This window comes from Hymenobacter bucti, from assembly GCF_042681145.1.
Classification (GTDB): domain Bacteria; phylum Bacteroidota; class Bacteroidia; order Cytophagales; family Hymenobacteraceae; genus Hymenobacter; species Hymenobacter bucti.
The window spans coordinates 149525-163038 of record NZ_JBHUFD010000006.1; the positions used below are offsets into that span (position 1 = coordinate 149525).

The 13514-nt window shown below is 65.1% G+C and carries 11 protein-coding genes; 5 read left to right on the forward strand and 6 right to left on the reverse strand.

The window, feature by feature from the left end; translation table 11 throughout:
* The first annotated feature begins 206 nt into the window (after positions 1 to 206).
* Complete coding sequence (locus ACFSDX_RS17070; protein WP_382315703.1) at positions 207 to 3602, forward strand: AsmA-like C-terminal region-containing protein; 3396 nt, start codon at positions 207 to 209, stop codon at positions 3600 to 3602.
* Positions 3603 to 3695: 93 nt separating this feature from the next.
* Here ACFSDX_RS17070 and mgrA read toward each other — a convergent pair whose 3' ends face one another.
* Positions 3696 to 4697 (reverse strand): L-glyceraldehyde 3-phosphate reductase, encoded by a 1002-nt coding sequence (gene mgrA, locus ACFSDX_RS17075; RefSeq protein ID WP_382315705.1) that lies wholly within the window; start codon positions 4695 to 4697, stop codon positions 3696 to 3698.
* A 490-nt stretch (positions 4698 to 5187) separates the two neighbouring features.
* Between mgrA and ACFSDX_RS17080 the strand changes: the two genes are divergently transcribed.
* The 4 genes from ACFSDX_RS17080 (at position 5188) to ACFSDX_RS17095 (ending at position 8813) form a co-directional block, all read left to right on the forward strand.
* Positions 5188 to 6075, forward strand: coding sequence for a DNA/RNA non-specific endonuclease (locus tag ACFSDX_RS17080; protein ID WP_382315707.1), 888 nt, complete (start codon positions 5188 to 5190; stop codon positions 6073 to 6075).
* 174 nt (positions 6076 to 6249) lie between these two features.
* Positions 6250 to 7647 (forward strand): S8 family serine peptidase, encoded by a 1398-nt coding sequence (locus tag ACFSDX_RS17085; protein WP_382315709.1) that lies wholly within the window; start codon positions 6250 to 6252, stop codon positions 7645 to 7647.
* 94 nt (positions 7648 to 7741) lie between these two features.
* Positions 7742 to 7981, forward strand: a complete 240-nt coding sequence (locus ACFSDX_RS17090) for a hypothetical protein (RefSeq protein ID WP_382315711.1) — start codon at positions 7742 to 7744, stop codon at positions 7979 to 7981.
* A 253-nt stretch (positions 7982 to 8234) separates the two neighbouring features.
* The gene (locus ACFSDX_RS17095; protein ID WP_382315713.1) at positions 8235 to 8813 is read left to right on the forward strand and encodes a cupin domain-containing protein; all 579 of its coding nucleotides are present in this window, start codon (positions 8235 to 8237) and stop codon (positions 8811 to 8813) included.
* 109 nt (positions 8814 to 8922) lie between these two features.
* Here ACFSDX_RS17095 and ACFSDX_RS17100 read toward each other — a convergent pair whose 3' ends face one another.
* The 5 genes from ACFSDX_RS17100 to kaiC form a co-directional block, all read right to left on the reverse strand.
* Positions 8923 to 9309, reverse strand: coding sequence for a nuclear transport factor 2 family protein (locus ACFSDX_RS17100; RefSeq protein ID WP_382315715.1), 387 nt, complete (start codon positions 9307 to 9309; stop codon positions 8923 to 8925).
* 63 nt (positions 9310 to 9372) lie between these two features.
* On the reverse strand, positions 9373 to 11091 hold the full coding sequence (locus tag ACFSDX_RS17105; protein ID WP_382315717.1) for an ATP-binding protein: 1719 nt from the start codon (positions 11089 to 11091) through the stop codon (positions 9373 to 9375).
* Between the two features lie 6 nt (positions 11092 to 11097).
* Positions 11098 to 11418, reverse strand: coding sequence for a circadian clock KaiB family protein (locus ACFSDX_RS17110; RefSeq protein WP_382315719.1), 321 nt, complete (start codon positions 11416 to 11418; stop codon positions 11098 to 11100).
* Positions 11419 to 11429: 11 nt separating this feature from the next.
* Entirely contained in the window at positions 11430 to 11753 is a 324-nt protein-coding gene (locus tag ACFSDX_RS17115; protein ID WP_382315721.1) for a circadian clock KaiB family protein, read from the reverse strand.
* A 21-nt stretch (positions 11754 to 11774) separates the two neighbouring features.
* Positions 11775 to 13508, reverse strand: a complete 1734-nt coding sequence (gene kaiC, locus ACFSDX_RS17120) for a circadian clock protein KaiC (protein WP_382315723.1) — start codon at positions 13506 to 13508, stop codon at positions 11775 to 11777.
* Between the last annotated feature and the right edge of the window lie 6 nt (positions 13509 to 13514).

A 13514-nucleotide genomic window follows, 5' to 3' on the forward strand; every position in this document is an offset into this window, starting at 1 on the left:
ATGGATATAATCGGGTGAATTGTAAGGCGCGTGTGTGCCTCCACGGCCGCGCTTAGGGCTGTGGGGGCAGCCGTAAAGGTAGGGAGCCGCTTGCACGCGCCAACCTATCCAGCCGCTTGCGGAATCTTCCCGTATGAAGCTGGAGTTCCTACCTCAACCAACACCACAGCTTATTTAAGCTGAGTCGGAACCACGTACTTTGCCGCATGAAATCCTTTTCCCTCCGGCGCTGGCTGGCCATTGGATTTTTACTACTGCTGACCTTGCTGCTCGGGTTAGGCGCGGCCGTGTGGCTGCTTGGGCGCGACTACGCCGTGCAGTACCTACAGCGCACCGTGCGCGAGCAGCTCACCAAAAGCTCGGGGCTGGTGCTGGCGCCCTTCACGGTGGAACTGTCGCCGTGGAGCGATTTTCCGCACGTCACGGCCTCCCTAGGGCACCTTTCGCTTACTGATACCAGCCACCACCGGGCCGTGCCCGTGCTGCGCGTGGGCCGCGCCAACCTGCGCATAGAGCTGGTAGACCTCTGGCACCGCAAGGTGCGCGTGACCCGCCTCGAAGTACATGACGCCGACTTCCGGCAGTACGTCGACTCCACGGGCCACAGCTGGGGCCTGCGCGGCAAGAAAGCCCGCCGCCAGGGCGAGGGCAAGGACCCGCTGCTGAATTTCAGCCTTGATTCCATTGTGGTTTACAACTTCCACATGGTGACCAAGAACGACTACGCCCACAGCACGCTAGCCGGGCAAGTGCAGCGGGCGCGCCTCACGGGCGGCATTCGGCAGGGCGCACTGCGGCTGAGCGGCGTGCTCGATGGCTACCTAGAGCAACTCGCCAACCGCTCGGGCACGCTGCTGGCCCACGAGCCGGTACGCGTTTGGCTCAACTACCGCTACGCGTTTAAGGCGCGGCGCGGCGAGTTTTGGCGCACCCGCGCCACGCTCAACGGCGATACCATTCGCATTGCCGGCACCCACACCGTGGCCGCCGACCAGCCCACCGGCACCATGCTGCACTTGCAGTTTGCGGGCACCCAACCCTTGGTCGATGTGCTGCACGCGGCCCTGCCGCCGCGCCTGCGGCCCTACCTGGTCGGGGCTTCCAGCCCCAGCCACGCCCGCATCGTGTATACCATTTCGGGCCTGAGCGGGCCCACCGTGCGGCCCCACACGGTGCTGACCTTTGGCCTGCAAAATGCTAGCTTGGCTTGGCCCGACTCGGCGCGCCGCATCAACCGCTGGGATTTGCAGGGCACCTACGACAACGGCCCTGCCCACAGCCTGCGCACGGCCAGCGTGACGCTCGAGCGCTGCCGCATCTACTCGCCCGTGGGCCAGCTCGACGCCAGCTTTGTCCTGCGCAATTTCCTGCGCCCCTACGTGGAGGGCCACCTGCGCGGGCGCACCGAATTGCCGGAGCTGGCCACCGTTATCTCGCCCGGCCTGTGGCGCGCCAAGAAGGGAATTGCGGACCTAGACATCCGGCTGCGCGGCCTGATACCGCCCCTGGGCAACCAGATGTTAGCTCGTACCCAAAAGAGCTTGTCGGTGCGCGGCACCGTCGAGCTGCGCGGCGCCACCTTCAGCATACCGGCCCGCCGCATTGCGATGTCGGAGGTGAACGTAAACATCGGGCTGCGCGATAGCCTTTGGCGCCTCACCAATGCCTCGGGTACGTTTGATGGCATGCACTTTAAGGCCGCCGCCACTACTACGTACCTGCTCACCTACCTCACCGGCCAGCACCCGCGCACCGAAATCACGGGCAAGTTTGAGGTTGATGAGCTGCACATCGACCGCCTGCGGGCCCTAGGTAATGCCCCTACCCGGCGCGTGCTGGCCGCCGCTAGTGCCAAGCGCCAAGGCCGCCGCCCGCGCCGCAACGCGCGCAAGCTGGCCATGACCATGGGCAGCCACCTGCTACCCGATGAGGTGCGCCTAAACGTGGACCTGCACTGCGGCCGCTTGATACTGGGCCCCGACACGCTCCGCCGGCTGGCCGTAAACCTGCGCCACGATGGCAAGCAGGTCAACCTCTCGCACATCGAGGCGCGGGTGTGGGGCGGGCGGCTTTTTGGGCAAGCCAGTTGGCCCACCGACACGACCAACGACGTAGCGCCCGTTGATTTTCAGCTCGGTATCAAGTTCGCTACGCTCAATTATAGCAAGCTGATTTCCCGACTTTCGCGCCCGCCGGGCGCGGTGGCGCAACGCCGCAAGGCGGCGTTGGCTGCCCGCAAGCCGAATGCCCCCGCCGCCACGCCGGCCCTGCGCGAGCTGCTGCTCGCGGCCGATGGCTCGCTGACCTGGGACATCGACAAGCTGGTGCTGCCCGTGGGCGAGCCGCTGCGCGACCTGCACCTGCGCTTTGAGAAGGAAGACTCTTTGATGCGCATGCCCTACCTGCGCTTTGTGGCCCCGCAGGGCGGCGTGGGGCGCGCTTCGGGGGCGGCTATCGTGGCGGGCATCCACCTCACGGCGGCCACGGCCAATGTTGACCTGCGCTACGCCTCGCTCGATGTGCAGCAGCTGCTCAGCATGCTGGCCAGCCTCAAACCGCCCCGCGATACTGTTAAGTACCAGTCGCGCAGGGTAATTATGGCGGCCCGCCGGGCGCGCCGCTTGGCTCATATGCGGGCGCGCAACCGCAAGCCCAGCGCCCCCTCGCCGGCCGGCGTATTGCTGGCCAGCGGTGGCGTCACGGCCGTGCTGCGCGTGCAAGCCGACCGCGTGCACTACAACTCTATCGAGGGCGGCAAATTTCAGCTCGTGTCGCACCTAAGCCCCGGCGAGGCCCGCCTCGACGAGTGCTCGCTCGATGCCTTCGACGGGCATATCACCCTGAACGGCCTGCTGCGCACCGATGGCGGGCGCCAGCACCACCCGCTACGCATTCAGGCCCTGCTGGAGGATATCAAGCTGCCCGACCTGTTTGCCACCACTACCGCCATGGGTTTGCAGCTGCTCGCGAGCGACAACGTTCGGGGCCGGCTGCGCTGCGCCGCGGCCCTGCGCACCGACCTTGACTCTACGTTTCTGCCCGTGCGCACCCGAACATTCGGCTACGTCAAGGCCGACCTGCGCGACCTGGAGCTACTTAACGTGGAGGCGCTGGAGCAGTCATTCAAGTTTGTGAAGAAGGAGCGCACCGGCCATCTGTTTTTTGAGCCGGTCAGCACCGAGTTCTTACTCAATGGCGGCCAAATCCTTATTCCCAGCCTCAAGCTCAACAGCAACCTCACCGAGCTGGAAGTGAGCGGCCGCTACAACCTCGACGGCCGCGCCAACCTCTACGTGGGCATGAACCCGCTCAACGTGCTGTTTGGCAACAACAAGCGCCGCATCGAGCGCATCCAGAGCGGCGAGCCCATGCGCCCCCGCACGCCGCGCCTCACCTACGTAAACCTGCGGCGCGACGTGCCCGGCGCCAAGTACCAGGTCAAGCTTTTTCAGAAGAAAGAGCAGCAGCAGCAGCAGACCGCGTTGCGCCAGCAATACCGCCAACTGCTAGTAACCCAGCGCCTCGATACCACCATGCGCCTGCTACCGCGGGGCCGCATTACGGGGCCTGTAGGCACGCCTGCGGCGCTGCCGATGCCCTAGGGTGGCGTGCCCGTCGCTCGTGAACCTCACCCCCTAGCCCCCTCTCCAAAAAAGAGGGGGCTAGGGGGTGAGGTTCACGAGCGACGGGCTAACTTAACCTTCCGCCAGAATTGTGTCGATTCGCGCCAATTCCTCACCGCTGAACTGGTAGTTGGTCGCGGCGCCTACGGCGTCAGTCACCTGCTGCGGCTTGCTAGCACCGATGATTACGGAGGTCATGCGCGGGTCTTTCAAGACCCAAGCCAGGGCCATTTGGGCCAGGGTCTGGCCGCGCTGCTGGGCTAGCTCGTTGAGCTGCCGGGCTTTTTCGATGTTTTCGGGCGTGAGCTGGCCTTCCTCAATGGCGCCGTTGCCGAGGCGGCGGGCGGCGCGCGAATCGGCCGGCACGCCTTGCAAGTACTTATCAGTCAGCACGCCCTGGGCCAGGGAGGAAAAGGCGATGCAGCCCACGCCCTCGTCGGCCAGCGCGTCGAGCAGGCCCTCTTCGGGCGTGCGCACCAGCAGCGAGTACTTGGGCTGGTGGATGACACAGGGCGTACCTAGGTCGCGCAGGATGGCGCAGGCGCGGCGGGTTTCGGCGGGCGAGTAGCTGCTCAGGCCCACGTACAGGGCCTTGCCCTGGCGCACCAGCGCGTCGAGGGCGCCCATGCTTTCTTCGAGCGGCGTGGCGGGGTCGGGCCGGTGGTGGTAGTAGATGTCCACGTAATCGAGGCCCGTGCGGCGCAGGCTCTGGTCGAGGCTGGCCACCAGGTACTTGCGCGAGCCACCGTCGCCGTAGGGGCCGGGCCACATGCCATAGCCGGCCTTGGTCGAGATGATAAGCTCGTCGCGGTGCGCCCGAAAATCATCGGCGTACAGGCGCCCGAACGTTTGCTCGGCGGCGCCAGCGGGCGGGCCGTAGTTGTTGGCCAGGTCAAAGTGCGTGATGCCCGCGTCGAAGGCCGTGCGCAGGATGGCGCGGCAATTACCTAGGGCATCTACCTCGCCAAAATTTTGCCACAGGCCAATCGAGATGGCGGGCAGCTGCAAGCCGCTGCGGCCGCAGCGGCGGTATTCCATGGTGTCGTAGCGGGCGGGGTTGGGGGCGTATGACATGGGAGCGGGATAAGCTGAAAGGGCTAAAAGTAGCACGGAGCCAAGGTAACTGTGCCAGCCTGTGTAGCCGAGCGGGGCGGGGCCGCCTCGCCCGGCGAGGGGTTGCCTCGTGCGGGCACGACCGTCGGCAGCCATGCTATCAGGCTGGCATAAAAATTTAACATTAAATATTTACTATTATATATATTATATCAAATAAACTTAGTAGTATTGCCCCGCGATAGCGCGAGGCTATCAGCCGGACTGGCCGGGGCCCCGCGCCGGTTCGCACCTAGTTGTTGGGCCCCCGCACACCGGGGGAGTGGTCTTGGCGGCTCGCTACCAAGTGAATACGAAAACGCTGCCTTACGCAAGCCTACCTGCGCTGGGTGCGGGCTTTGCAGCCGCACGCCAGCCGCGCTTACTGCTCGCCAGCTGACTTATAGGGCCTGGCCCCTACCCTAGGGCGGCGTTGGCTTGCCCATTTCCCACCTATTTCTTAGCCATCCTTATGTCAACGCTCCTTGACACGGCGCCTGGCAGCGCGCTCGCCGAAGCCGCGCCCGCCGCCAGAGTGGCCCTAGGCTACGACCCCAATTTTCTGAGCCAGCCCGTGCCCACGCCCACGCTTACGGAGGCTGGCCGACGCAGCGCCGTGGGGGCTGACGCGGGCACCGAAGTGGTGCGCCACACCCACTTCTCCCTAGTGATGCACGCCGAGCGACGGTTTGCCTTTTGGGTGGGCTGGAACATCGACGGCGGGCAGATGCGGCGCCTAAGCCGCCAGGGCCTCCAGTTTGGGCCCGACCCCCTAGTGGCGGCCAAGTACCAAGTAACCGACGCCCTCTATGCAGGCAACCGCCTCGACCGGGGCCACCTGGCCCGGCGCGCCGACTTGTGCTGGGGCACCGAGGCCGAAGCCCGCCAGGCCAACCGCGAGTCGTTCTACTTCACCAACATCACGCCCCAGATGGAAAACTTCAACCAGAGCCAGCAGGGCGGCATCTGGGGCAAGCTGGAAGACGCCCTCTTTATGCAAGTGGACGTGCAACACCTGCGCGTGAGCGTGTTTGGCGGGCCTCTCTTTCACCCGGCCGACCGGCTGTATCGCGGCGTGCAGATTCCGCGCCAGTTCTACAAGGTACTGGCCTACGTGGCCGGCGGCCGGCTGCGGGCCCAGGCATTTTTGCTCACGCAGAATCTCGTTAGCCTCCAGGATATTGACCTAGAGCAATTCCGGGTTTACCAGGTTACGCTGGCGGAGGTGGAGCAGCGCGGCGAGTTCCGCTTTGCGCCGGTGCTGAAGGCGGCCGATAACTACACCCAGAATCTGGCCAGCACGCCCCAACTCGCCGCCCAGCGCCCCCACCTTACGGAGCTGGCTGACGTCGTGTGGTGAACCCACGCCCGGCCCGGCGGGCCGCCCCTTTTACTTCCTACCCCTGGCAACCTAGCGTTGCCGCTCGCTCCCCGGCGCCGGGCCAGTGCTGCTTGCGCAGGCACCACTGGCTGCGGCCACTACCTCACGTGCTTAAGTTTTGGTTAATCAGTATTTTTCTTTTTACAACCCATCATGGCTAAGCAAAATAAAAATGACGCACCCGACGGGTCGGGTGCCAACCACGCTTCTTCCTCCATCGACGACCTGCTGCTAGCGGCGCTGGCCCGCGGCGACGAAAGCGGCGATACGGGCCGCTACCTGATTACGTTCAAGGACGGGGCGGGCGAGGACGGCCTCAACTCGCTGCGCACGCAGGGCCTGCGCGTGGCCGATGCCCGCGACTTTAACGACCAAGCCGTGGCCTTCGATAGCCTCGGCGACGCCGATACCGTGCTGTTCCCCGAAATTGGGGTGGCGCTGGTGGGGGGCGACGCAGCCCAGGCGCGCAGCATGGGCGCGGCGGCCGATATTGCCGCCGACAGCCCCATCGAATCCATTGACGCCGAGCGCTTTGTGTTCGCCGAAGCGCTCTACAACAACTACCTGCGCGGCACGGCGCAGGTGCAGGAGCTCGACGGCTTTGGGCCAGCCACGGCCGAGTCGCCCACCGGCGAGTACCTGCGGGGCTTTTTGCGGGCAGCCGAGCTGATTGCCAAGGAGCTAGGGCACGCCCCCAACGGCGGCTCGCAGCAGGAACTGGACCTGCAGGAGGAAATAATGGTGCTGGGGGCCACTTGGGGCCTTACGGCCTGCAAGGTGCCATCGAGCGTGCGCAGCGCGGCGGGCATCCGCATCGCGGTGCTCGACACGGGCATGGACCTGGGCCACCCCGATTTTGCGGGGCGCCCCATTGTGGGGGCCACCTTCGTGGGCCAGCCCGTGCAAGACCTGCACGGCCACGGCACGCACTGCATCGGCACGGCTTGCGGGCCCAAAGCCCCGGCGGGCGCCACGCCCCGCTACGGCATCGGCTACCGCTCCTCCGTTTATTCGGGCAAGGTGCTCAGCAACTCCGGGTCGGGCTCCACGGCCAGCGTGCTGGCGGGTATGAACTGGGCCATTGCCAACCGCTGCCAGGTTATTTCGATGTCGCTAGGTGGGCCGGGTGGGCCGCAGCCGGCCTACACCGCCGCTGGGCAGGCCGCCCTCAACAACGGCCTGCTGATGATAGCCGCCGCGGGCAACCCGGGCGCCGGGGCACCCGCCGGGGCACCCGCTAACTCGCCCACCATCATGTCGGTAGCTTCGCTCGATACCAACCTGGCGCCGTCGAGCTACTCCCCCACGGGCAAGATTGACATTGCCGCGCCGGGGCGCGACGTGTTCTCCGCGTGGCCGCGGCCGACGCGCTACAAAACCATCAGCGGCACCAGCATGGCGGCCCCGCACGTGGCGGGCTGCGCCGCGCTGTGGGCCGAGTCGGCCGCCAACCTGCGGGGCCTCGCGCTGTGGCGCAAGCTGCTTGCCACGGCCCGGCGCCTGCCCTACCCCGTAGTGCGGGTGGGAGCCGGCCTGGTGCAGGCGCCCTGAGCACCACCGGGAGCGAGCGAGGGTAGTTGCGTGGTACCCACCGGCCTCCGGTTGCCGGTGGGTACCTAAGGGCTCATTTCACTTAAACTGCATTATGGCTACTTCTAAAAGATGGATAATCACTACTTCCGGCGAGCAGCCATTACCCGCCATCGAGCGGCGGCTAGCGGCCGCCGGCTTCGTAGTAGAGCAGGTGCTCACTGAAATTGGCTGCATCACGGGTACAGCGCCCGAAGATGCGGCCGAGCAGGCGCGGGCCATTCCCGGCGTCGCCGACGTGTCGCCCGAAGGGCCGCCCATCACCATTGGTCCGCCCGATGCCCTCATTACCTAATTAATAGCACTGTGCCCGGGCGGCTTCCACCGCGGGGCAAGCAGGTCCCGTTCCTGCGTACCAAGCAGCGCCAGAGCATTTTCGCCAGGTATTCAAGCTAGATTCTGGGCGTGCTGCAAGCGGCGGTATAGCTGCACAGGTCGGCGGCTCGCCGGTGCTGCACTTACCAAAGCCGCGCGGCGCCTCCTTAATATAATGGCCGATGTTGAGATAATTTACCTTTACCAGCCGCCGCGCCGTACAACGTGCTTATATGAAACGGCGCGCTTTTCTTCCGCTCATCGGGCTGGCGCCCTGGGGCCTGGGCGCCGCCCTCCGCCAGCCCTTTCGCCTGATGCAACCTGAGCAGCTTCTCTTTAAAGACGATGGCATTATCCCCAACAGCGCCTACCCGCTGCTGGTGTACCGGCAGGCCTTTACGGCCCGCGACGCGGCCGGGGCCGCCTGGCTGGAGCGGCACTTTGCGGCCAACAACTGGACCAATTCGTGGCGCAATGGCGTGTACGCCTTCCACCACTACCACAGCACTTCGCACGAGGTGCTGGGCGTGTACGCGGGCACCGCGCTGCTGCACCTAGGTGGTGAAAAAGGCCAGAAGGTGACCGTGCAGGCCGGCGATATCCTCGTGATTCCGGCCGGGGTGGGGCACAAAAACCTTGGCAGCACCAACCTAGGTATCGTGGGCGCTTACCCCGACGGCCGCACCTGGGACGTGAACCGCGGCCTGCCCGGCGAGCGCCCCCAAACTGATAAAAACATCGCGGCCCTACCCCGCCCCGGCACCGACCCTTACCTGGGCAAGACTGGCGGCCTGCTCACCAGCTGGCGGTAGGGTGGTTACAAGTATAATAAGGGTAACCAAAACGCTCGTCATGCTCATCTGGCGTCCGCGCAGTTGAGCATGACGAGCGTTTTGGTTATCGCGTAGAAGCCAGCCTACCCTAGGCGGCCTGCTTCTGGGCGTGCCACAGCACGAGTTGCCAGCCGCTGGCGTCGGTTTTGATGTACACCACCACGTACTTGATGCGAGTGTGGGCGGGCTGGCCATCGGCACCGGGCCCTAGGTCTATCTGGATGAGGCCGTTGACGACGGCCGTGCGGTCGTCGTTGTAGGCGCGCACGGTCAGGTCCTCGATATCGACTTTATCGTAGCGGCTCTGGCCGCTGCGAATGGAGGCGAGGTAGCTCGTTTTACTGTCCTGGTGGCCGTTGGAATGGGTGTAAATGAGGTCGTCGGCGAAGATTTTCTCCAGCGTCGGGAAGTCTTGGCTCACCTGCGCGTCGAAGCGCTGGCGTTCGAGCTGCTCAATGGTTTGGGCAGTGGTCATGGGAGTGGTGCTGAGTGAGGTGAATGAAACCGGCCCGGGACCGGGCCGGCCGCAAAGGTGGGCCTAGCGCGGGAAGTACACCGCGAAGGCCGAGCCCACGCCCACCTCGCTGGTGACCTCAATGCGGCCGCCGGCGTTTTCGACCATGCGCTTCACCATGTAAAGGCCGATGCCCGAGCCCTCCACATGGTCGTGCAGCCGCTGAAACATGCCGAAGAGCTTGCCCTGCCCAGCCTCGCTGATGCCCAGGCCATTGTCCTGCACCAGCAGCCGCACGTGGTGCTCGGCGCACTCGGCGCGCACCAGCACCCGCGGCGGGCGGGCGGGGTCGCGGTACTTCACGGCGTTGCTGAGCAGGTTGTACACCACCGAGCGCAAGTTTTTCTCCGAAAACAGCACGGGCGGGCAGTCGGCCACGTCCACCGTGAGTTGCGCGCCCACCGAGCTGATGAGCGGCTCCAGGTCGAGCAGCACGTCGTGCACCACCGCCGCCAGGGGCACCTGCCCGGTAGCGGGGCCGTGCTCGCGCTGCAGCTTGCTCACGTCGGTGAGGTGGTCGATGGTGCGCTTGAAGCGCTCCACCGAGTCCTGCATCAGGTTCAGAATAAAGCCCACTTGCGGGGCAGGGCGGGGCTCGGCCGGGCTGGGTAACTCGCTACGCAGGGCCTGCACTAGGCCTTCGATGTTGGTGATGGGCGCCCGCAAATCGTGCGAGGCGGTGTAGATGAAGTTGTCGAGGTCCACGTTGACGCGGGTCAGCGCCGCGTTGTTGTCGCGCAGCTGCTGCTGCGCCTGGTCGATGCGTTCGAGCGCCAGCCGGTGCTCGTGAATGTCGGTAAACGTGCCTATCCACTGGCTGATGGCGCCGTCTTCGGCGTGCAGGGCCCGGGCCCGGCCCAGCATCCAGCGGTAGTCGCCGGTCTCGCCGCGCAGGCGGCACTCTAGGTCGAGCGGCACGCCGGTAGTCAGGCTGTGCTGCCAGCGGTGCATGCTGGCCTCGTAGTCGCTGGGGTGCACGCGCGAGGTAATGGGCGTGTCCTGGTTGGACTCAGCCGGGCCCGCGTAGTCGAACCAGCGCTGGTTGAGGTAGGTATTTTTGCCCTCCGGCGTGGCCGTCCAGGCTATCTGCGGAATGCCTTCCAGCATGCCCCGGGCCTGGGCAGCGGCTTGCTCTATGGCCAGGCGCGCCACCTGCTGGCGCACCAGCTCCTCGTTTGCGCGGTCGATGAGGGTGTTCTGCTTGGCCACCGCCGCCCGGATGGTACTGATTTCCTGCTGCGCCGACACATCCGTCACCAGCACGGCCAGGGCCGGCGCCCCGTTAAAGCTGAGCTTGTTCATCGACACGGAGCAGGGCCGCAGGGCGCCGTCGCGCGTTTGCAGCGGCAGCTCGCCGCGCACGCGGCCGGCCCAGCCCTGGGCCACCACCCCCGCCCAATAGGCCTGAAAACCAGCGGGCACGAAGCCGGCCGCGGTGCTCCCCAGCACTGCCTGCAAGGGGTAGTGCAGCAGCTCGGCCAGCGCCTCGTTGCAGTATAGCACCACGCCGCCGGGGCTCAGCAGCAGGGCGCCCTCATTCATTTGCTCCACCAGCATGCGGTAGCTCTGGTCGGCGCCTTCCAGGGTGAAGATGCGCGGCCCGTCGGCGCCCTGAATGGCCAGCGCATCGATGGCCCCGGTACGCACGGCCGCAATCAGCTCCTCGGCCTCACGCAGCTGGTGGCGCAGCTCCTCATTTTCGCGGGCCAGCTCAGCAGCACTCAGGGGAGCAGGCTCGTTCATACTGGCTTAGTTAGCGGCACCCGACTGCGGAACGCCGAGCGAAATTAGCACGGCCGCCCGGTTTGACAAGTCGCCCACCAGCTGCCGCCGGGGCAGCGGGCGCACCCGTATCAGGGTGGGGGCAGCTATTATCTGCTCTTGCTGGGCTAGGTCGGGCTGCTGGTAAATATCAATAATCAGCAGCTCGTAGCGCCCGGCCAAGTGCGCTTCGCAGATTTCCTTGATGTTGCGCACTGCCCGCATCGAGTTGGGCGTGGCGCCCGTGATGTAGAGGTGCAGCAGGTACTCGGCTTCGGCAGCGGAGGGCGCGGGCGCAGAATGATTCATCGGCGGGCAGCTTAGCGGTCGCCGCGCGGGCGAATGTCGAGCCCCACCAGCACCTTCTCCTCGTTCGATAAGTCGCCGATGATTTTGCGGATGGGCTCGGGCACTTTGCGCACCAGCGTGGGAATGGCCAGAATCTGGTCGCCCTCGGCCAGCTGCGGAAACTGCAGCAAATCAATTACTTCCAGCGTGTAACGGCCCATCAGGTGTTCTTCGCAGTAGCGCTTTAGGTTGGCGAGCGCCGCCACCGACTTGGTTGTTTGGCCCGCCACGTACAGGCGCAGCTCCCAGGTATTGGCAGCGTCAGTAGTAGCCGTATCAGTTCCCCTCAAATCCATATTCTATCTTGTACGAGTTAGCTAGGCCGGGCGTTGGCTCGCGCCCAAAAGTCGGTTGTTTAAGTTTTCGGCCGCCGAGTCACGGGCCTTATCGCTCGCTTGCTGGCGCGACTGCTCCTCGCTGTGCACTCGGCGCAGCTCCTCCTCCACCGACTCAAACTCGGTGCGCAGGTTGGCGATGGTGGCTTCGAGCACGCGGCGCTTGCGCTCCAGCTCGCGGTCTTTGCGGTCGGCTTCCTGCTGCTGGGCCGTGAGGTGGGCCTGCTCCTGAATACGCTGCGTGAGGCGGCTGGCCCCCGTGATGATACCTAGGGGCCCAATCACCACATCGAGCAGCTGAATGCCCTGGTCGGTCACCAAAAACTCGCGCACCTGATTGGAGTGCGCCATGCCCCGCGCCTTAAAGATGCTCAGGCCCCGGTTGCGCTCGCCGATGCCCTCTAGGTCGCGCACCGACAGCCAGGTATCAACCAACGACGAGATGCCTTCTTCGGTCAGCTCCATGCGCCCGTCGCGCCCGCTCACGAGGGCCGTAAACAAGGCCGTAACGTTACTAACCTTCAGGAAATCAATCAAACGCGTGAGCATGCTACGCACCTCGCTGATGCTGCCCACCGATATCAGGTTGCTGATGGGGTCGATGACCACGGCCTGCGGCCGAAACTCCTTGATGAGCTTGTGCACCGTCACGAGGTGGCGCTCCAAGCCGTTGAGCGTGGGCCGCGAGGCTTCAATGAGCAGCAAGCCCTGGTCAACGCAGGGCTGCAGGTCGAGGCCCACCGTGCGCATGTTGCGGATGAGCTGGGCCGGCGATTCTTCAAAGGCGAAGAATAGGCAGCGCTCGCCGCGGCGGCAGGTTTCGAGGGCGAAGGAGGCGGCCAGCGTGGTTTTGGCAGTGCCCGCCGTGCCCGTAATCAGGATGCTGCTGCCCTGGTACCAGCCCCGGCGCGCAAACATCTCGTCGAGCGAGGGCACGCCCGACGAAATGATGGTATCCGAGACCGTGTGCTCGAGCTTGAGCGAGGTCACGGGCAGCACCGAAAAGCCGTCTTCGGTAATGAGGTACGGGTATTCGTTGGTGCCGTGGGTGCTGCCGCGGTACTTCACGATACGCAGGCGGCGGGTCGTAATCTGGTCAATGACGCGGTTGTCGAGCAGAATTACGCAGTCCGACACGTACTCTTCCAAGCCCTGGCGCGTGAGCGTGCCCTCGCCGCGCTCGGCCGTGATGACGGTCGTGACGCCCTTGTCTTTAAGCCAGCGGAACAGGCGCCTGATTTCAGAGCGCAGCACGGCCTCGTTGGGGAAGCCCGCAAACAGCGCTTCGATGGTATCGAGCATCACGCGCTTGGCCCCGATGCTGTCGATGGCGTACCCTAGGCGGATAAAGAGGCCTTCCAAATCATACTCGCCGGTCTCCTCAATCTCGGAGCGCTCGATGTGCACATGGTCGACGCGCAGCTTTTTGTCGGCCTGCATGGCCTGGAGGTCAAAGCCCAGCGAGGCCACGTTGGCCGTCAGCTCGTTGGCGGTTTCCTCAAAAGTCATGAGCACACCCGGCTCGTCGTAGTCCAGGATGCCGCGCACCAGAAACTCGATGCCCAGCAGCGTTTTGCCGCAGCCCGCGCTGCCGCAAACCAGCGTGGGGCGGCCCAGCGGCAGGCCGCCCTCCGTTATTTCGTCCAGGCCCTCAATGCCAGTGGGGGCCTTGGGCAGCTGGGGCAGCGCGGTGGGCGCTAGCTTGTAGTGATGCATGCAATA

What these genes read in the sequence shown, in the direction of transcription:
- ACFSDX_RS17070 (WP_382315703.1), top strand. Translation starts at nt 207, where the DNA reads ATGAAATCCTTTTCCCTCCGGCGCTGGCTGGCCATTGGATTTTTACTA.
- mgrA (WP_382315705.1), bottom strand. Translation starts at nt 4,697, where the DNA reads ATGTCATACGCCCCCAACCCCGCCCGCTACGACACCATGGAATACCGC.
- ACFSDX_RS17080 (WP_382315707.1), top strand. Translation starts at nt 5,188, where the DNA reads ATGTCAACGCTCCTTGACACGGCGCCTGGCAGCGCGCTCGCCGAAGCC.
- ACFSDX_RS17085 (WP_382315709.1), top strand. Translation starts at nt 6,250, where the DNA reads ATGGCTAAGCAAAATAAAAATGACGCACCCGACGGGTCGGGTGCCAAC.
- ACFSDX_RS17090 (WP_382315711.1), top strand. Translation starts at nt 7,742, where the DNA reads ATGGCTACTTCTAAAAGATGGATAATCACTACTTCCGGCGAGCAGCCA.
- ACFSDX_RS17095 (WP_382315713.1), top strand. Translation starts at nt 8,235, where the DNA reads ATGAAACGGCGCGCTTTTCTTCCGCTCATCGGGCTGGCGCCCTGGGGC.
- ACFSDX_RS17100 (WP_382315715.1), bottom strand. Translation starts at nt 9,309, where the DNA reads ATGACCACTGCCCAAACCATTGAGCAGCTCGAACGCCAGCGCTTCGAC.
- ACFSDX_RS17105 (WP_382315717.1), bottom strand. Translation starts at nt 11,091, where the DNA reads ATGAACGAGCCTGCTCCCCTGAGTGCTGCTGAGCTGGCCCGCGAAAAT.
- ACFSDX_RS17110 (WP_382315719.1), bottom strand. Translation starts at nt 11,418, where the DNA reads ATGAATCATTCTGCGCCCGCGCCCTCCGCTGCCGAAGCCGAGTACCTG.
- ACFSDX_RS17115 (WP_382315721.1), bottom strand. Translation starts at nt 11,753, where the DNA reads ATGGATTTGAGGGGAACTGATACGGCTACTACTGACGCTGCCAATACC.
- kaiC (WP_382315723.1), bottom strand. Translation starts at nt 13,508, where the DNA reads ATGCATCACTACAAGCTAGCGCCCACCGCGCTGCCCCAGCTGCCCAAG.